The 16906-nt window shown below is 69.4% G+C and carries 17 protein-coding genes; 4 read left to right on the forward strand and 13 right to left on the reverse strand.

What is annotated here, in order from left to right; translation table 11 throughout:
• Positions 1–71: 71 nt before the first annotated feature.
• Positions 72–2165 carry a glycogen debranching protein GlgX gene (gene glgX / locus A5696_RS02165; RefSeq protein ID WP_067872667.1) on the reverse strand — a complete coding sequence of 698 codons (2094 nt, stop codon included), beginning with the start codon at positions 2163–2165 and terminating at the stop codon, positions 72–74.
• A 448-nt stretch (positions 2166–2613) separates the two neighbouring features.
• Here glgX and A5696_RS02175 point away from each other — a divergent pair, with 448 nt between their 5' ends.
• Positions 2614–2901: a DUF3349 domain-containing protein gene (locus tag A5696_RS02175; protein WP_067872674.1), complete on the forward strand. Its 288-nt coding sequence runs from the start codon at positions 2614–2616 to the stop codon at positions 2899–2901.
• 44 nt (positions 2902–2945) lie between these two features.
• Here A5696_RS02175 and A5696_RS02180 read toward each other — a convergent pair whose 3' ends face one another.
• Genes A5696_RS02180 through A5696_RS02200 form a run of 5 tightly spaced genes read right to left on the reverse strand, consistent with a single transcriptional unit; the run spans position 2946 to position 8102 of the window.
• Positions 2946–4016 (reverse strand): ABC transporter ATP-binding protein, encoded by a 1071-nt coding sequence (locus A5696_RS02180; RefSeq protein WP_067872677.1) that lies wholly within the window; start codon positions 4014–4016, stop codon positions 2946–2948.
• Between the two features lie 2 nt (positions 4017–4018).
• Positions 4019–4861: a carbohydrate ABC transporter permease gene (locus tag A5696_RS02185; protein WP_067872681.1), complete on the reverse strand. Its 843-nt coding sequence runs from the start codon at positions 4859–4861 to the stop codon at positions 4019–4021.
• Complete coding sequence (locus A5696_RS02190; protein ID WP_067872685.1) at positions 4848–5783, reverse strand: carbohydrate ABC transporter permease; 936 nt, start codon at positions 5781–5783, stop codon at positions 4848–4850. Before A5696_RS02190 ends, A5696_RS02185 begins: the two co-directional genes overlap by 14 nt.
• Positions 5780–7102, reverse strand: a complete 1323-nt coding sequence (locus A5696_RS02195; RefSeq protein ID WP_067872688.1) for a sugar ABC transporter substrate-binding protein — start codon at positions 7100–7102, stop codon at positions 5780–5782. Before A5696_RS02195 ends, A5696_RS02190 begins: the two co-directional genes overlap by 4 nt.
• Positions 7092–8102 (reverse strand): sigma-70 family RNA polymerase sigma factor, encoded by a 1011-nt coding sequence (locus A5696_RS02200; RefSeq protein WP_067872693.1) that lies wholly within the window; start codon positions 8100–8102, stop codon positions 7092–7094. Before A5696_RS02200 ends, A5696_RS02195 begins: the two co-directional genes overlap by 11 nt.
• Before the next feature lie 168 nt (positions 8103–8270).
• On the opposite strand from A5696_RS02200, the gene A5696_RS02205 reads away from it, so the two are divergent.
• A complete protein-coding gene (locus A5696_RS02205) occupies positions 8271–8621 on the forward strand; it encodes a DoxX family protein (protein ID WP_067872696.1) in 351 nt (116 codons plus the stop codon).
• A gap of 13 nt (positions 8622–8634) precedes the next feature.
• On the opposite strand, the gene A5696_RS02210 is transcribed toward A5696_RS02205, so the two are convergent.
• Both A5696_RS02210 and pncA read right to left on the reverse strand, forming a co-directional pair.
• Complete coding sequence (locus A5696_RS02210) at positions 8635–9432, reverse strand: ketosteroid isomerase family protein (protein ID WP_067872699.1); 798 nt, start codon at positions 9430–9432, stop codon at positions 8635–8637.
• A complete protein-coding gene (gene pncA, locus A5696_RS02215; protein ID WP_082956241.1) occupies positions 9432–9992 on the reverse strand; it encodes a pyrazinamidase PncA in 561 nt (186 codons plus the stop codon). Before pncA ends, A5696_RS02210 begins: the two co-directional genes overlap by 1 nt.
• A gap of 98 nt (positions 9993–10090) precedes the next feature.
• Here pncA and A5696_RS02220 point away from each other — a divergent pair, with 98 nt between their 5' ends.
• The gene (locus A5696_RS02220; protein WP_067872705.1) at positions 10091–11077 is read left to right on the forward strand and encodes a DoxX family membrane protein; all 987 of its coding nucleotides are present in this window, start codon (positions 10091–10093) and stop codon (positions 11075–11077) included.
• Here A5696_RS02220 and A5696_RS02225 read toward each other — a convergent pair whose 3' ends face one another.
• Genes A5696_RS02225 through A5696_RS02245 form a run of 5 tightly spaced genes read right to left on the reverse strand, consistent with a single transcriptional unit; the run spans position 11078 to position 16128 of the window.
• Entirely contained in the window at positions 11078–11653 is a 576-nt protein-coding gene (locus A5696_RS02225; RefSeq protein ID WP_067872708.1) for an AAA family ATPase, read from the reverse strand.
• A gap of 9 nt (positions 11654–11662) precedes the next feature.
• Entirely contained in the window at positions 11663–12052 is a 390-nt protein-coding gene (locus A5696_RS02230; protein WP_067872710.1) for a hypothetical protein, read from the reverse strand.
• 48 nt (positions 12053–12100) lie between these two features.
• Positions 12101–12622 (reverse strand): gluconokinase, encoded by a 522-nt coding sequence (locus tag A5696_RS02235; RefSeq protein ID WP_067872713.1) that lies wholly within the window; start codon positions 12620–12622, stop codon positions 12101–12103.
• Positions 12598–14604: a phosphotransferase gene (locus tag A5696_RS02240; RefSeq protein WP_067872716.1), complete on the reverse strand. Its 2007-nt coding sequence runs from the start codon at positions 14602–14604 to the stop codon at positions 12598–12600. The genes A5696_RS02235 and A5696_RS02240 overlap by 25 nt, the downstream gene beginning before the upstream one ends.
• An 18-nt stretch (positions 14605–14622) precedes the next feature.
• The gene (locus A5696_RS02245) at positions 14623–16128 is read right to left on the reverse strand and encodes a carboxylesterase/lipase family protein (RefSeq protein ID WP_067872719.1); all 1506 of its coding nucleotides are present in this window, start codon (positions 16126–16128) and stop codon (positions 14623–14625) included.
• Between the two features lie 79 nt (positions 16129–16207).
• Here A5696_RS02245 and A5696_RS02250 point away from each other — a divergent pair, with 79 nt between their 5' ends.
• Positions 16208–16900: a hypothetical protein gene (locus A5696_RS02250; RefSeq protein ID WP_067872723.1), complete on the forward strand. Its 693-nt coding sequence runs from the start codon at positions 16208–16210 to the stop codon at positions 16898–16900.
• The last annotated feature ends 6 nt before the right edge of the window (positions 16901–16906 follow it).

Below are 16906 nucleotides of genomic sequence, written 5' to 3' on the forward strand. Positions count from 1 at the left end.
ACTAGGAAGCCTTGCCGCCAAAGGCGGTTGCGGCGCGCCCGATGCGGCGAGAACGCTTGGGCATCACCTGGCTAACGACCGGATCGCAGGACCACCGCGGACCGCGGTGCGACCTCCACCTGCGTTCCGGCCGTTCCGGTTCGCGTGGGGTCGAACGAGTCGCACACGATCTCCCATGGTCGCGGCGCCAGAGCTGCCGGGGTGGCGAAGGTCAGGGACTCCCACCAGGCGTTGACGAATATGAGAAAGTCGTCGTCGACCAGCGGGGTGCCGTCCGGTGCGACGTCGGGATCCGTTGTCCCGTCGATGAACAACGCGATGCTGCGCGCATTGGGGTCCGTCCACTCCTGCGGCGTCATCTCGGCGCCCGAGGGCGTGAACCAGCCCAGGTCGGCGGCGGCGGTGCCGGTGAGGAAGCGACGCCTGCGGAACACCGGGTGGCGGCGGCGCAGCGCGATGAGGTCGGTGGTGAACCCGGTGAGCTCGGCGTCGGCGGCAGGCCAGTCAAACCACGTGATCTCGTTGTCCTGGCAGTAGGCGTTGTTGTTTCCCCGCTGGGTGCGGCCCAACTCGTCGCCCCCCAGCAGCATCGGGACACCGCCGGACAGCAGGAGGGTGACCAGGAACGCGCGTTTCTGTCGCGCCCGAAGCGCCAGCACGCCGGGATCGTCGGTCGCCCCCTCCGCGCCGCAGTTCCACGACCGGTTGTCGTCGGTGCCGTCGCGGTTGTCTTCGCCGTTGGCCTCGTTGTGTTTTTGGTCGTAGGACACGAGGTCGTTCAGCGTGAACCCGTCGTGCACGGTGACGAAGTTGATCGATGCGCTCGGACGGCGACCCTCCGCGCGATCGCCGTAGATGTCCGCCGATCCACACAGCCGCGACGCGAGCTCCGCGAGGCGTCCGTCCTGGCTGCGCCAGAAGTCGCGCACGGTGTCGCGGAAGCGCCCGTTCCATTCGCTCCAAAGCGCGGGAAACCGGCCGACCTCGTAGCTGTCCATCTGGCCGACGTCCCACGGTTCGGCGATCAGCTTTGCCTGCGAGACGACCGGGTCCTGACTGACGAGGTCGAAGAAGGCGGACACCGCGTCGAAGGACCCGTGCTCGCGGCCGAGCGTGGCCGCGAGGTCGAAACGAAAACCGTCGACGCCCAGTTGCGATGACCAGTAGCGGAGGGAATCCATGATCAGCCGGAGTGTCGTGGGATCGTCGGTGTTCAACGAATTGCCGGTCCCGGTGGTGTCGTAGTAGCTGGCGGGGTCGCCCGCGACGAGCCGGTAGTAGGCGGGGTTGTAGAGCCCCCGGAAGGCCAGGGTGGGCCCGCCGGCTCCGCCCTCGGCCGTGTGGTTGAACACCACGTCGAGGATCACCTCCAAACCGGCGGCGTGCAGGGCGTCGACCATCGCGCGAAATTCCGCGACCTCCGCGCCCGATTGGCCGGCACGCGCCGCGGCGGAGTAATTCGCCTGCGGCGCAAAGAATCCGATCGTGTTGTATCCCCAGTAGTTGGTCAGGCCCCGGTCGACGAGGAACTGTTCGGACAGGCTGCGGTGGACCGGCAGCAATTCCACCGCGGTCACACCGAGATCGGTGAGGTGTTGCAGTGCCGCGTCGTGGGCGAGGCCCGCGTAGGTGCCCCGGAGTTCGTCGGGGACGCCGGGATGGGTCGCGGTGAATCCCCGAACGTGAACCTCGTAGAGGATGCTGTCGGCAAGCGGGTGTTGCGGTTTGGGTACGGTGGGGGCCGGCAGCACGGCGGTCACCAGGCTCCGCGGCACGTGCAGGGCGGAGTCCAGTGGGCTTGGCTCCGAAGGGTTTTCCATCGAGTGACCGACGACCTCCGGCCCGAACCGCACGTCGCCCGCGATTGCGCGTGCGTAGGGGTCCAGCAGGAGCTTGGCGGGGTTGTAGCGCAGCCCGCGTCCGGGGTCGAAGGGGCCGCGGACCCGAAATCCGTACGCCTGTCCCGGCCCGATCCCCGGCACGAAGCCATGCCACACGTCGCCGTCACGGTCGGGCATCACCAGTTGGGTCTCGGCTCCGTCGGCGTCGAACAGGCACAGCGTCACCTCATCACCGCCCGATGCCACCGCGAAGTTCGTGCCTCCCGCGTCGGGCGTGGCGCCCAGCGGGTTGGGCCGGCCCGGCAGGATTCCGGGTGTCACCATCGAGTCCCCTCCGCGTCTCGTGCCGCCATTCGGTCCGCGCCGACCAGGACTCGCGCTATGAGGAAACCGAACACGAATCCGCCGACGTGGGCGAAGAAAGCGACACCGATGGCGATGAGCGTGGAGTTCACGATGGGAAAGCGGCGGGCCGGAATACCATCCGAGTACGGGGTCATCCGGGTAACTCCCTGTGGCGGTCGGCGCGGGTCCTGGCCAGATAATCGTCGCGCTCGGCGGCTCGGTCGTCATTGTCGCGGATAACAGTATTTGCGCTTCGGACCTGTGCTGGTCCATAGCCGGAAAGCGATTAAGAATTCGGGCATAAGACTGAAAAATCCATAAATTAGTCGTGAGTAACTGCGTGGTCTTACCGGGCTGATGACGTCACCGCTGCTAGGTTGCTAAGTGCCGTCAGTGCACAGCGTGTGGCGGTGAGCGAGGTGGACGTATGGACCTGTCCCATTGGGTGTCGAGCATTGTCGCGTTCGTGCGCGCCGGTTACCCCACGGGCATGCCGGTCAACGGGTATGTGCCGCTGGCCGCCTTGTCGCGTCGGCGCGTTTCCAACGACGAGATCACCGCCATCACAAGAGAACTGATCATGCGCCGGTGTCCGCCGATCAGCACCACCGATGTCGGGGTGGCGATCACCCGCGTCACCAACGAGCTGCCCTCCCAGGACGACATCGAGCGCGTGGAACGTCGGCTGCACGCGATCGGTTGCGCGAGCGCATAGGTTCTGACGCCGAACATCGAAGACCCGACGTCCGGCCGGCGTGATCAAGAGATTCGGCGTCCGTCCGTGCCGAAGAAGTGCAAGTGCCCGGGTTCGGGGTGCAGGCGCACGCGGCTGCCCTTTTCCGGAGGGTGCCGCCCGTCGGCGCGGGCGACGACGGGCTGACTGATCACGTTGCCCGAGCCGGTGATTCGACCGTAGAGGTAGGCGTCCGCGCCGAGCTCCTCGACCACGTCGACCTCCATCTCCACCCCCAGGCCGCCGAGTTCGAAGTGCTCGGGACGCACCCCGACCACGACCTCGGTTGCGGCGTGGGCCATCTCGCGCGGCAGCTTGATCGGCCAGTCCCCCAGCGACACCGAGGAGTCCACGATGGGCAGGGTGAACAGGTTCATCGCCGGCGACCCGATGAATCCGGCGACGAACACGTTGTCCGGGTTGCGGTAAAGCTCGCGTGGCGCCGCGAACTGCTGTAACACGCCGTCGCGCAGCACCGCAACCCGGTCCCCCATGGTCATCGCCTCCACCTGGTCGTGGGTGACGTAGACCGTGGTGGTTCCGAGCCGGCGCTGCAGCGCGGCGATCTGGTTGCGGGTCTGCACCCGCAGTTTGGCGTCGAGATTGGACAGCGGCTCGTCCATCAGGAACACCTGGGGTCGGCGCACGATCGCGCGGCCCATCGCCACCCGCTGGCGCTGCCCGCCGGACAGGTCCTTGGGTTTGCGGTCCAGGTACGGTTGCAAGTCAAGCAGTTTGGCCGCTGCCAGCACCTGCTCGCGGATCTCGGACTTCGGGGTTTTGGCGATCTTCAGCGCGAAGCCCATATTCTGGGCCACGGTCATGTGTGGGTAGAGCGCGTAATTCTGAAAGACCATCGCGACGTCGCGATCCTTGGGATCGACGTTGGTGACGTCGCGGTCCCCGATCCGGATGCGCCCGGAATCCAGCGTCTCGAGCCCCGCCACCATCCGCAGGGACGTCGTCTTGCCGCAGCCGGACGGTCCGACCAGGACGACGAATTCGCCGTCGCCGACGTCGAGGTCGAGGCCGTCCAGCGCGGGTCGATCCGCGCCCGGATAGCGCCGCGTCGCCCGCTCGAAACTCACCGAGGCCATGGCTATCCGTTCATTCCGGTGACGGCGATGCCGCGGACGAAGGAGCGCTGCGCGACGGCGTAGATGATGACCAGCGGCACCATGATCAGCATCGAGGTGGCCATGATCACCGGCCAGCGCGCGACGTATTCGCCCCGCAGCCGAACCAGGCCGAGGGTCAACGTCGCGAGGCTGTCGCGTTGGAGCATCAGCAAGGGCCACAGGAAGTCGTTCCACACGTTGACCCACGTGAGCACCGCGAGCACCAGCACCGCCGGCCTCGCGTGCGGCAGCAGGATCCGCCAGTAGATCTGCCAGGGCGAGCAGCCGTCGAGAATTGCCGCCTCCTCGAGATCGGTGGGCAGCGTGCGGAAGAACTGCCGCATCAGGTAGGTGCCGAACGCGCTGCCGAACAGGCCGGGCACGATCATGGCCCACGGGGTGTCCACCCAGCCCAGGCTCCGCATCAGGATGAACTGCGGGATCACGGTCACGGTCAGCGGCACCATCAGGGTGCCCAGGTACAACACAAACAGCGTGTCGCGGCCGCGGAACCGCAGCCGCGCGAACGCATATCCGGCCAGGGAGCAGAAGAACACCTGCCCTGCCGTGACGCAGCCCGCGTACAGCACGGTGTTGAAGAACATGCGCCAGAACGGCATCAGCGAGAACACCTCGGTGTAGTTCGACCACCGCGGGTGCGCCGGCAACAGCCGCGGCTCGGTGACCTCGCCCTCCCTCTTCAACGAGCCGGACACCGCCCAGGCGATCGGGAACAGCCAGCACCACGCGATCGCGAGCAGCGCGGCGTAGACCGCGACGCCGCGAAAGACGCCACGGGTGAACACCCGCTCAGCCGAGACCACCGGACGCCTCCAAAGAACGCTGACGCGTGAGCCGCAACTGCACCACGGTCAGAACGAGCAGGATCGCGAACATCACCCACGCCAGCGCCGACGCGTAGCCGAATTCCAGGAACGAGAACGCGTGCTGGAACAGCATGATGCCCAGCACGTAGGTCGCACTTTCCGGGCCGCCGTTGGCGCCGTTCAGGACGTACACCATGTCAAACGCCTGGAACGCGTGGATGATCGAGATGACCACCACGAACGACATGGCCCCTCGGATCAGCGGCACCGTGATGAACACGAACTGCCGTATCTCGCCCGCGCCGTCGATTTTGGCGGCCTCGTACACCGTTTCGGGGACCCCTTGCATCGCGGCCAGCAGGATGACGGTGGCGAACGGCACGCTGCGCCAGACGCTGACCATGCACAGCGACACCATGGCCCAGTGGGGATCCACCAGCCACGGGATCGGACCGATCCCGACCCACCCGAGCATGATGTTGAGCAGCCCGTTGTCGGTGTTGAAGACGAACTGCCAGACGACCGCCATCACCACCGACGAAATGGCCAGGGGCAGAAAGACAATGGTCCGGAAGATGCCAATGCCCCTGACTTTCCGGTTCAGCGCGCCAGCCACCAGCAGGCTGACGGCGATGGTCGGCACGACGGTGCCGAGGGTGAAGATCACCGTGTTGCGGATGGCGATGAGAAACAGCGGATCGGAGGTGAACAGCTCGTCGAAGTTCTTCAGCCCGACGAACTTTGGGGGCCTGAACACGTCCCAGTCCTGGAAACTCATGTACAGCGAGAAGACGAGTGGGAAGATCATGAACACCGCGACCGCCGCCAGGTTCGGCGCCACGAAAAGGCGGCCGGCCCGCGCGCGTCGCCGTAAGGGACCGGATCGTTCGGCCCGGTTGCCGGTATCGGTCGATGTCATGGATTGCGCAGCACCTCGTCGAGGGCGGGCGACAGCGAGGTCAGCGACGACGCCGCCCGGGACCCGCGCAGCACGGGCCCGAAGCTGCGGTCCATCAGGGCGACGATCTTCTCCCACGCCGGTGTGACCGGCAATCCGTCCGAATACGCCGGTCCCCCGGTGAGCACCGCGAGATTGCCGATCCTGTGGTGTGATTCGGCGAAGCCGGTCGAGTCGAGCGCGGACCGCAGCACCGGCACGAAGAGGGTGGATTCACCGGTCAGCGCCTGGCCGACGGGGCCGGTCGCGAATTTGACGAATTCCCATGCCTGGTCCCTGCGTTGGCTGCTCGCGGAGATGGCCAGCCCCGTGGCGCCGATGTTGGAGCGGGCGGCCTGACCCTGCCGTCGCGGCCCCACCGGCAACGGGGCGACATCGAAATCGAGGTCCTCGGCTCTGATGAACGTCTGGTATCGCCAGTGACCGCCCATCGCGATCGCGGCCTTGCCCGACGCGAACAGGTCGGGCGTGGACATCGACTGCACCTCGGACGCGTCAGGTGCCACCCGATGCTTGTTGGCCAGGTCGGCGTAGAACTGCACCGCCTCGATGAACGCGTCGTCGCCGAAATTGAAGTGGGTCGGGTTCGTCAGCGGGGTGGACCACGGCACCCCGTTGTTCATGGCGAACAGCCCGGCCGAATAGTACGAGAACCACAGGTTGACGAAACCCCATTGCGAGGCTCGCCCGGATGCGTCTCGCTTGGTGAGGGCCTGGGCCGTGTGGAGGAACTCGGCGAAATTCCACGACCGCTCCCACGTGGGGGGTGGCGGCGGCAGGCCGGCCTCGGCGAACAGCCGCTTGTTGTAGAACAGGTAGTTTCCCGACCACTGCTCCGGCAGCGCGTACTGGCCCCCGTTGAAAGTGAAGGTGTCATACAGCGACGGGATGCTGTCCGACGTGAGTTCCGCCGCGAAGGCCCGATCGCGGGCCAGCATCGTGTTGAGGTCCAGCAACACGCCGCGGTCGGCGAGTTCGGCGTAGGTCAGTTCCCACGCCATCAGCACGTCGGGACATTTGCCGCCGGCGCAAAACGTCGACAGCTGCTGCATCACGCCCGGCGCGGACAGCACCGGCCGGACCTTGATGTCAGGATGGCGGCGCTGGAATTCCTCGACGATGCGCAACCTGCGATCCCGCTCGTCGGGGTTGGCGGCGAAGAAGAACGTCAGCGCATCGTCGTCGGGGGCGCAGCCCGCGGCCCACGGCGCCAGCGAGGCGGCGGTGAGCGCGCCCGCGCCCCGCAGCAGGCTTCGCCGCCCGAACGGCTTATCGAGCATCGCGCTCCCGATGTTGCCCGGCAGCCGGCGGCCGTGCCGGCTGTCTCCGGTGTCCTTGGTACCCGATCCGGCTGTGGTGCTGCTGACCTGGCGGTGCCGGCAGCGCGAGGACGGCCCGGCGCAGGCGGTCCGGATCGCCGGTGATGTCGATGGTGTGGATGCGGTTGTCGGCTCCCACACCGATCCGCAGGAGGACCTGCGCGCGCCCGCGCGGCGCGATCACGATGCCCGGCGCGCCGTCGACGAGCAGGACGGCGCCGGCCCGTACGCGCCGGGTGAAGTGGCGAGTCTCCTCGGCGACCTCGCGCGCACCGCGCAGCTCGGCCGGCACGCCCGCCGGCACCAGCGCGGGGTCGACCCGGCGCACGACGTCGGGCGCCAGCAACCCGATCAGGGTGGCGATGTCGCCGCCGCGGGACGCCGCCAGGAACGCTTCCACCACCTTCAGGTGTTCGGCCGTCCGGGCGGACCCGACGGCCGGACCGGCGTGCAACCGGCCGCGGGCCCGGCTGGCCAGCTTCTTGGCGGCCGTCGGCGACCGGTCCAGCAGGCCGGCGATCGTCTCGAACGGCACGGCGAACACGTCGTGCAGCACGAACGCGACCCGCTGCGCGGGTGAGAGCCGGTCCAGCACCACCAGCAGTGCGGTGCTGACCGAGTCGGTCAGCACCGCGGATTCGTCGGCCGGCGCCGTCTCCGTCGCCGTCGACGCGAGGCGGTCCAATTCCTCGGGGTCGGCGAGCGGTTGCTCGGCGCGCCGCTTTCGCGCCCGGAGCTGGTCGATCGCCTCGCGGGCGGTGATCGTCGTGAACCAACCGGTGAGGTTCTCGACTTCCTTTGCTGCGTCGCATCCGTGGCGACTGGCCTTCAGCCACGCCGACTGCACGGCGTCGTCGGCGTCGGCGAGCGAGCCGAGCAGTTGAAACGCGACCGACCTCAGGTGTCGTCGATCAGCGTCGAACCGTTGCGCGAGATCCGCCAGATCTGTCGGCGCGTCCATGGGTCACCTTTCCTGCGCGGGAGTCGTCAAGAAGATGAGCGCATCCATCGAACTCTCTGTCGCAAAGGAGACCGGCACCATGACCCTACCGATTGTGCGCCGCAACGTGCTACGCGGCCATCCGGCTCGCCGCTGCGGAAACACCTGTAGCGCAAGGGATTGACTCAGATGCATACCGCATGCCTGGTGATCACACTGACAACCGCCGTCGTCACCGCTGCAATCGCGGTGGCGGACCTCGTTCCCGCCGGGTTCGTCCTGGCCAACTCCGCCGAGGTCGGGGTGCCGCGCTCGTGGTTGCCGCCACTGGCTGCTGCGAAGCTGGCCGGGGCCGCCGGGCTGGTGGTGGGCCTGCTGGGCGTGCCGACCCTGGGAATCGCGGCCGCCGTGGGGCTGGTGCTGTTCTTCGTCGGCGCGGTCATCACGCACCTGCGGGCCGGCGTGCTGTACAACATCGCGTTTCCCGGCGCCTACCTGTGTCTGTCCGCGGCGACGCTGGCTCTGCTGATCGCGCACTGAGCGCGCCGCCCGGTCAAGCCGGAAAGTAGCGGATCCGGTCGATCGCGTTGCCCGGCCACGGCGCATCGACGAACATGATGCCGCGGCCGTGGGCCGAGTTCGCCGACACCGCGACCGCGGAACCGGCGCCGATGATCTTGGTCCAGCGGACTCCGTCGAGTTGCTCGACGAGTTCGGCGATGTCGAGCGGATCATCGTCACCCAAAGTGATTGGGGCAGTGCGTGATAACGCGCGCAGCGCGGGCTCGTCCTTGCGCGCGACGGCATCGACGAACACCTCCGCCAGCCTCTTGTGCCGCGCGCCGGGCCGCCGGAAGCCGGCCATGAATCCGACGGTCCCCCGCAAGCCCTGGTTGGCCAGCAGATTTCGCGACAGCCGCACCGCGGGTGCCGCTGCGCGCGAACCGTTACGCAGAAACTGCAGCATCATCGCCGGCAACTCCCAGTAGGCGCGCAGTGCGCCAATCCGCCACTGGCCGTTCGCTTCTCGGAGGTCGTAGCGCAGAATCGCGGGAATGTACATCGTCACGGCGGGGCCCATCGCGACCTCGAGCTCGAGGTCTCGCAGGACGACGGTGCCGAACACGATGTCGAGGTCGCGATGGAATCTGATGTCGCGCGGACCGATGAAAGTGTCGTAGAACCGGCCGATCTCGATGTGCCCGCGGTGCGGGCGGGATCCCACCGGGTCTTCGATGCGGCCGTCGGCGGTGAACAGCCCCACCCACCCGGCGCGGTCGTGCGCGGCGGCCGCCCGTGGCGAGCCCTCGACGGCGGCGAGCAAGCGCTCCCGATCCAGCGGCACCACCATCAGCGGCCGCCCACCAGCTCGATGCCGTGGCCTCGCATCTCCGTCAGCGCCGCCGCGGCCGAGTCCGCCGCCACCGCCGCGGTCAGGTCCACCAGCACGCGGGTGGCCAGACCGGCCCCCGCCGCGTCCTCGGCGGTCCGCCGCACGCAGTGGTCGGTGGCGATGCCGACCACGTCGACCTCATCGACCCCGCGCTGCCGCAACCACTCGAGCAGCGGGGTCCCGTGCTCGTCGACGCCCTCGAAGCCGCTGTAGGCGGCGGCCGAGGCGCCCTTGCGAAAGACGGCCTCGATCGGGCCGGTGTCGAGGTCGGGATGAAAATCCGCACCGGCACTGCCCGCCACGCAGTGCGGGGGCCACGTCGACGCGAAGTCCGGATGGTCGGAGAAGTGATCACCGGGGTCGACGTGGCAGTCCGCCGTCGCCACGACATGGTCGTAGCCGGGCCCGCGGGCCAGGTAGTCGTTGATCGCGGAAGCCAGGTGCGCGCCGCCGCGAACCGGCACCGACCCGCCCTCGCAGAAGTCGTTTTGCACGTCGACGATGATCAACGCTCGCACGGCCTCCACCCTAGCCCCGGCGCCCCGCGAGCTGGGCGTTTGGCCGGAGCCACGGGCGGCCCGGTTTGTTTGCCGGTCGGTCGGGTAACCCAGCTGCCATGTTGATCCGCAGAATCGCCAGGCCCCTCTTGTCAGCGGTATTCATCGGCCAGGGCATCGACTCGCTCCTCAACCCCAAGCCCGCGGCGGAGGCCGCGGCGCCGGCGGTCGACGGCCTTCGATCCCTCCCGGATCCGGTGGGTAGCAGCATTCCCAGCGACCCCCAGACGTTCGCTCAGATCAACGCGGCGGTCCAGATCGGCGGCGGCCTGCTGCTGGCGACCGGCAAAGCGCCGCGGATCGCGTCGGCGGCGCTCGCGTTCACGGTGTTGCCCGCCAACCTCGGCGCACACATGTTCTGGAGCGAGAACGACCCGCAACTCAAAGCCCAGAAGCGCAAGGACTTTCTGACCGACCTGAGCCTGTTGGGTGGCCTGATGATCGCGTCCGCCGACACCGCCGGCAAGCCGTCACTGGGCTGGCGGGGCCGTCGGGCGGCGGAACGCCTCTCCGAACGGGTGTCCTCCGCGCTGCCCGGGTCCGACGATGCGTTCGACGAACTCGGGGAACGGATCGTGCACGGCCTGCAGGTGGGCGCCGAACGCGGGCGCGAACTGGCCAGCACCGCCGCCGAACGGGGCGCGCCCTACGCCGAGGCCGCCCTCGAACGCGGCCGCGAGCTCGCCAGCACCGCCGCCGAACGGGGCGCCCCGTACGCCGAGGCCGCCCTCGAACGGGGCCGCGAGCTCGCCAGCACCGCCGCGGAGAGGGGCGCGCCGCTGGCGAAGAAGGCGCGCAAACGCGGCGAGGAACTCGCGAGCACCGCCGCCGAAAGGGGCGCGCCCTTGGCCAAGAAGGCGCGCAAACGCGGCGAGGAGTTGGCCGACACGGCGCGGGACCGCGGGGTGGAGCTCGCTGAGATCGCGCGGCTGCGGGGCAGCGAGTTCGCCAACACGGCGGCAGCGCGCGGCAGCGAACTGGCCGACGCCGCCCGCGACCGTCTGGGCGACGGCGTCAGCACCCGTCGCCGCCGTCGTCCCTGGTAGTCAGACCCAGCGCGAGCGCAAGATCTCCGGCGACCACGCCGGCCAGTGCGGCGAGCCGACCGGCTGGCCGCCGCTGAGCCGGGCGACGATGCGCGGCCCGCGCAGGCGGCTGCCGTCGTAGACGGTGGCGAGATCGGCCAACGCGAGGGCTTCGGCGACCGGCCCCCATAACCGGCGGTGCCGCTGGCGGACCTTGGCCTCGGGCACGTCGTGGCCGCCGGCCCTTACGCGGTGCCGGACGCGTTCGACGGCAAGGTCTTCCGGGACGAGGAGGACATGGAGGACGACGGTAAAGTCCTCGGCGCGGGCGGTGCGGATCAGATCCGGCTTCGACGGGTGCGAAAAAACGGTCTCGGCGATGAAAGACCGGCCGAGCTCGATCAGCCGCGCGCGCGTGTCGGCCGCTACCCGCGCGGCGTCGTAGGCGTGCGACGCCGGGTCCTCGGGCCAGCGCCGGCGGGCGATCTCGTCGGCGTTGACCACCGGGCTGCCCGGCAGCAGCGGCGCCAGGGTGAAGGCGATGAACGTCGACTTGCCGGCGCCGTTCGGCCCGACCACCAGGTCCAGTCGGTTCATCGGTGGCGGTCAGCGTTTGGCCGCGAGCATCACCTCGGTGCCGTCGGGTCGGTGCTCGACGATGTCGCCGGCGTCATTGAGGGCCACCGTGGTGATCCCCTGCCCGGCAAGCGCGGCGCCGTAGTCGGTGCGCGCCAGGCTTTCCTCGACGGCCGCCGCGATCTCGGCGTTGAACACCACGCCCTCCTCGACGGTCAGCTCGCCGGTTGCCAGATTTCCGGCCAGCGCCGCTTCGACCCGGCGCCGGGAGGCGGTGTGCTGGCTGGACACCGCGCGTCCGACCCGTGCCCAGTGGTCGAGTTGCTGCTTGGCCGAACGGCTCTGGCGGGCGCCCTCGGAGGCCGCGCTGTCCATCAGGTCGGCGGCAACCCGCGTGACGCGGTCGAGAGCTTCCGCCATGGCATCCCTCCACTCGTGCAGCAGTGCGTTACAACTCGTAGCGCAATGCTACACCGCACTCCGCGCCGCCACGAAGGCGTCGACGACGGCGTCGACGGCCCGTCCGGCGTCCGCGGTGCTCCCTGCCTCGTCGGGGTCGAGGGGTTCCAACGCGTCGAATTGCGAGCGCAGCAGCGCGGCCGGCATGAAATGGCCGCGCCGGGCGGCCAGCCGGCAGCCGATGAGTTCCGGTGAGCCGTCGAGGTGCAGGAATTCCACGTCGGGGCAGTGCGCGCGGAGCTGGTCGCGGTAGGCGCGTTTCAGCGCCGAGCAGCTCACCACCCCGCCGTCGCGGTGGCCGGCCAACCATGCGCCGACCCGGTCCAGCCAGGGCCGGCGATCCTCGTCGTCGAGCGGTTCACCGGCGGTCATCTTGGCGATGTTGGCCGGCGGGTGCAGGGCGTCGGCGTCCACGAAGGGCACCCGCAGCCGTCGCGCCAACGCCGCGCCGACGGTCGACTTGCCCGATCCCGACACGCCCATCACCACGACGGGCGGCGCGGCGGCTACTGGGACAGGTTGCGGTTCCATTCCACCCAACCGACGCCGCCGCGGCCGTCGGCCGTGCTGACGCTGACCCAGGCGCGCGGGAACTGGCTCACCCGCCCGTCCGCCGCGGTCAGCCGCACCGGCGCGTGGCCACACACCTCGAGGTCCGCGCTGATGCCACCGGGCTTGAGATCCAGTGCCGCGTTCAGCGGTAACCCGTTGGCGCCGAAGGATTCCCGCGACTCGACGGCCTCCAGCTCGGTCACGGTCCCGTCGCGCTGGACGTAGCCGACGCTGAACGCCGGGACGCCCGGGATACGGATGTTCACGCCGTGCAGGTGGGTGCCGTCGTCGAGGTGCAGGGCGCTCCAGATCCAGTCCATGCTCCACCAGTCGCGCACCCCCCAGGAGTGGTCGCGCTGGCCGGGAACCGCGTCGAGGCGATAGCTGTCGCCGCCCACTGTCACCGTTCCCGTTACGGTGCAAGGGATTTCGTAACGCGTCGTCAGCCGGTATTGGTACGGCTCGCCGTCGGTGACCCACTCCAGGTTCATCGTCAGCTGGACGGGGGTTCCCGGCTCGCCGCGCAGCAAGGCCGACGGGTCGAGGTAGGCCTGCGCATGAGCCCGCAGGTCGACGCGGTAAGCGCGCAGCGGCTCGGTCGCGGCGTGGCCCACCTCGAAGGTGTCGGTGCGCAACAGCCACGGATCCTCCGGCAGCGGGATTTCGGCGTCGACCGCCACGGTCGGCAGGTCCGGTCCGCACAGCAGCGCGTGCACCAGGGCCTTCTGCTGGTTGGCTATCCGGCCGATGCGAAACCAGCCACCTAATCCCTGTGCCGCATCGGCGAAGTCGGCGTACCAGCTCTCGCTCCACAGCGGTTCGGCGGTGGGGGCGTGCGAGAGTTCGTCCTCTTCGCTCGGCCGCAGCGGCTCCGGCTTTGCCGCGCCCGGCGCGGCATCGGGAAGGGTCGCCAGCGCGTCGGTGTCGAGCACGTGGTCGCAGTTGCGTTGCAGCATCGTCATGAACATCCGGTCGCCGCGGTCGGTGCGCTCCACCAGCATCGAGGAGACGATCGCCATCATCACGCCGAAAAAGCTCTGGCGGCGAACCCCTTCGGCGACGTCGGCGACGCTGATCGGTGCCCCCGGGCCCAGCGCCTCCTGGTAGGCGCGCAGCAATTCGTCGTAGCGCTCGCGGCGATCCTGAGTCCGCAGCGCGCAGCCGAGGAAGTAGGACAGATCGGTCAGCGCCGGTCCCCAGGACACGGTCTGCCAGTCCACCACGGTCAGCGGCCGGTCGGCGCCGGCGGTGCCGAACAACATGTTGTCCAACCGGTAGTCGCCGTGCACCAGGCCCCGGATCCGGTCCGCCGCCGACTCCTGGGCGAGGTAGCCGTCGAACGCGGCCACCAGGCGCTCGCACACAACCCGGTGCTCGGGTGCGATCTGTTCGCCGTAACGGTCGATGAAGCCGGCGTACAACGGCGCGATCATCGCCTGGCTGAGCGGCGAGTCGCGGTTGAGCCACGGCGCGTCGGCCAGCGACGCGTCCCCGAGCAGCGGCCCGTGCAGCCGCCCCAGCTCGACGACGCCGAGGAGCGCCTGTTGGGTTGTGGCGCCTGCGATTTCGTCGCCCACGACGGCGGGGCCGGCGTCGCCGAGCAGCAGGTCGAACGCGCCGGTCGCGGTGTCGACGGCGGCGTGGTAGCAGGGCGCGATCGGCCCGCCCAGGCCCGGCGCGATGTCGCCGTAGAAGCGGACTTCGCGCTCGTAGAGTCCCAGCGCCGCCCCCGTCTGCCGGCTCACCGGGTCGGAGGCCGCGACCTTGAGCACCACCGACTCGGGCCCGTCGGTAGCTGGGTCCGCGTAGGTGATCCGGACGCGATAGCACTCACTCATCTGGCCGGTGCCGATGCGCTCCACGGCGAAGTCGGCAATGGGTCCGGAGCCGACCGCGGCGGCCAGCCAGGGTGCCGTGAGATCGCCGGGTCGCTCGATGACTTGCTCGGTGTCGGCATGCATGACGGTCAGCGTGCCAGGTCAACGCGCCAAGGAGAAGCCGTCCCACGCCATTCGGCGGTGCGGGTGCGGATCGAACTCGATCCGGCTCTTGCGGTCGAACACCATGACGGCGCGGTCGTGGGGGGTATAGGCGGGCCAATCGTCGCCCGGCGACCCGGTCCGGCCGAACGACCGCCAGCGCCGTTGCACGTGATTGCTGACCCGCAGCGCGGCGCGCCGATCGGCGGCCGCGGTCAGCAGCGCGCCGAACCGGGTGCGATAGACGTCGAACACCGCCAGCAGCTCGGTGGCATGGGTTGCGCCCAGACCCGACCAGCGCAGCGTCCGTGGGGCGTAGTCGTACCGGTATAGGTAGGTGGGCGCGTGGCTGCCGTGGGCCTCGGCGATCTGCCAGGCCGCCGAGCTGAACGCGAAGTCGCCGCCGAGCTGGATGCACGCCGACGGCGCGGGGTAATCCGGGTAGGCCGCGGTGATCCGTTCGCGCGCAGCGGGTTCCGTGTCGGCCAGCAGCTCTTCGATCATCGATTCGTTGGTCGGCAGCATCTTCAGGAAGCGCGTGAACAGGCGGCCCTCTTCGGCGTTGGTGCCCACGATCAGCGGCACCCGATGCGCCCGGCCGGTCCGCATCGCCTCGACGGGGTCGACGGGCAGGACGTCGTCGCCGAACACCGGTCCTATCGGGAATGCGCCCAGCCGGTTCTCCATGCCCTGGTCGATCAGCCGGTGTTGGGTCTCGACGAATTGCGCCGCGGACGCCCGCATCAACACACTGGCCGCGTCGTCGCGGCGTGCCCCGATCAGGCGGGCGAAGCGCGTCGCGAATTCGGCGGCCGTTTCCCGCGACCGCACCATGCCGGAGGCGGGGCTTTCCGAGATCGCCTGGGCGAACAGGCCTTCGGCCGCCGGCACCGCAAGCAGCGTGGCGGTGATGTGCGCGCCCGCGCTCTCCCCGAAGATGGTGACCTTGCCCGGATCGCCGCCGAACTCGGCGATGTTGTCGCGGATCCACTGCAGCGCCAGCACCAGATCGCGAAGGTAGAGGTTGCTGTCGATGGGGATGTCGGGTGTCGAGAGCGACGACAGGTCCAGGCAGCCCAGGGCGCCGAGGCGGTAGTTGACCGAGACGTACACGCAGCCGCGGCGCGCCAGCGCCGCCCCGTCGTACAGCGGCGTGGCCGAGCTGCCCAGGATGTAGCCGCCGCCGTGGATGAAGACCATCACCGGTAAAGGCTTGTCGGGGGCGACTTCCGGCGTGACGACGTTGAGGGTCAGGCAGTCCTCGCTCATCGGCTGGTAGCGACCGACACCGAGCAAGGTGTATCGGCGCTGCTGCGGCGCGCAGTGGGTGAAGCCGTGGCAGTGGCGCACGCCCGACCACGGCGGCGCGGGTTGGGGCGCCCGAAGCCGCAGGGGCCCCACGGGGGGCCGGGCGTACGGGATGGATCGCCAGCGGTGCACGCCGTCGCGGGTGAAGCCTTCGACGGTGCCGGCGGTGGTGCGGGCGCGGATGGTGCGCTCATGCATAACAGTGACGGTAGCCGACACGGCGGCCCGGGGCGCGAGTAGCGGCCCGAATCCCGGGCGTGGCGGTTAGCCTGGCTGGATGCGGATCGCCGCGCTGGTCGCAGCCACGTTGCTGGTCTCCGGCTGCTCGCACGCGACAGGCAACAACTCGGGACAGCCACCGGCCGTCTCGCCGACCCCGGGCGGGGCCGCCCCGACGACAACGACGGGGCCGTCGGGCAGCAAACCGCCGGCGCCCTCGGCCGCGCCCGGCGTCGGGGCCCCCATCTCCGACGTCGTCGCCTGGATCGAAGCAGGTCACCCCGCCGATCCCAGCCGCTATCACAGCGCGACGCGGGAGGGCGCCGCCACGCCGCTCGGCAATGACATCGCGCTGACCGCCCAAGCCGGCAAAGTTTCCTGCATGACCGACGCCAAGCACACCGGCGGTGCGCTGGCGTGCCTGGTGAACCTGACCAATCCCCCGCCGCGACCGGACACGGCCTACGGCGACTGGAAGGGCGGGTGGGTCGACTTCGACGGAACGAAGCTCCAGGTCGGGTCGGCCCGCGCCGACCCCGGTCCCTTCCTCAACGGCAACGGACCCGAGCTGGCGAACGGGGATTCGCTGTCGTTCGGCGACTACCGCTGCCGCTCCGATGAATCGGGACTGTTCTGCGTGAACTACGCCCATCAGTCGGCGGTGCGGTTCGCGACCGCCGGCATCCAGTCCTTCGGATGCCTGAAGTCGGTGCCGCCGCCGGACGGCGTCGGCACGGCGTTCAGCTGCTGAGCGGGC

The organism is Mycobacterium sp. E2699 (assembly GCF_001666745.1).
GTDB lineage: Bacteria > Actinomycetota > Actinomycetes > Mycobacteriales > Mycobacteriaceae > Mycobacterium.

What these genes read in the sequence shown, in the direction of transcription:
- A5696_RS02230 (WP_067872710.1), bottom strand. Translation starts at nt 12,052, where the DNA reads ATGGCGGAAGCTCTCGACCGCGTCACGCGGGTTGCCGCCGACCTGATG.
- glgX (WP_067872667.1), bottom strand. Translation starts at nt 2,165, where the DNA reads ATGGTGACACCCGGAATCCTGCCGGGCCGGCCCAACCCGCTGGGCGCC.
- A5696_RS02220 (WP_067872705.1), top strand. Translation starts at nt 10,091, where the DNA reads ATGTTGATCCGCAGAATCGCCAGGCCCCTCTTGTCAGCGGTATTCATC.
- A5696_RS02245 (WP_067872719.1), bottom strand. Translation starts at nt 16,128, where the DNA reads ATGCATGAGCGCACCATCCGCGCCCGCACCACCGCCGGCACCGTCGAA.
- A5696_RS02190 (WP_067872685.1), bottom strand. Translation starts at nt 5,783, where the DNA reads ATGACATCGACCGATACCGGCAACCGGGCCGAACGATCCGGTCCCTTA.
- A5696_RS02195 (WP_067872688.1), bottom strand. Translation starts at nt 7,102, where the DNA reads ATGCTCGATAAGCCGTTCGGGCGGCGAAGCCTGCTGCGGGGCGCGGGC.
- A5696_RS02175 (WP_067872674.1), top strand. Translation starts at nt 2,614, where the DNA reads ATGGACCTGTCCCATTGGGTGTCGAGCATTGTCGCGTTCGTGCGCGCC.
- A5696_RS02250 (WP_067872723.1), top strand. Translation starts at nt 16,208, where the DNA reads ATGCGGATCGCCGCGCTGGTCGCAGCCACGTTGCTGGTCTCCGGCTGC.
- A5696_RS02210 (WP_067872699.1), bottom strand. Translation starts at nt 9,432, where the DNA reads ATGGTGGTGCCGCTGGATCGGGAGCGCTTGCTCGCCGCCGTCGAGGGC.
- A5696_RS02180 (WP_067872677.1), bottom strand. Translation starts at nt 4,016, where the DNA reads ATGGCCTCGGTGAGTTTCGAGCGGGCGACGCGGCGCTATCCGGGCGCG.
- A5696_RS02200 (WP_067872693.1), bottom strand. Translation starts at nt 8,102, where the DNA reads ATGGACGCGCCGACAGATCTGGCGGATCTCGCGCAACGGTTCGACGCT.
- A5696_RS02205 (WP_067872696.1), top strand. Translation starts at nt 8,271, where the DNA reads ATGCATACCGCATGCCTGGTGATCACACTGACAACCGCCGTCGTCACC.
- A5696_RS02225 (WP_067872708.1), bottom strand. Translation starts at nt 11,653, where the DNA reads ATGAACCGACTGGACCTGGTGGTCGGGCCGAACGGCGCCGGCAAGTCG.
- A5696_RS02235 (WP_067872713.1), bottom strand. Translation starts at nt 12,622, where the DNA reads ATGGAACCGCAACCTGTCCCAGTAGCCGCCGCGCCGCCCGTCGTGGTG.
- A5696_RS02240 (WP_067872716.1), bottom strand. Translation starts at nt 14,604, where the DNA reads ATGCATGCCGACACCGAGCAAGTCATCGAGCGACCCGGCGATCTCACG.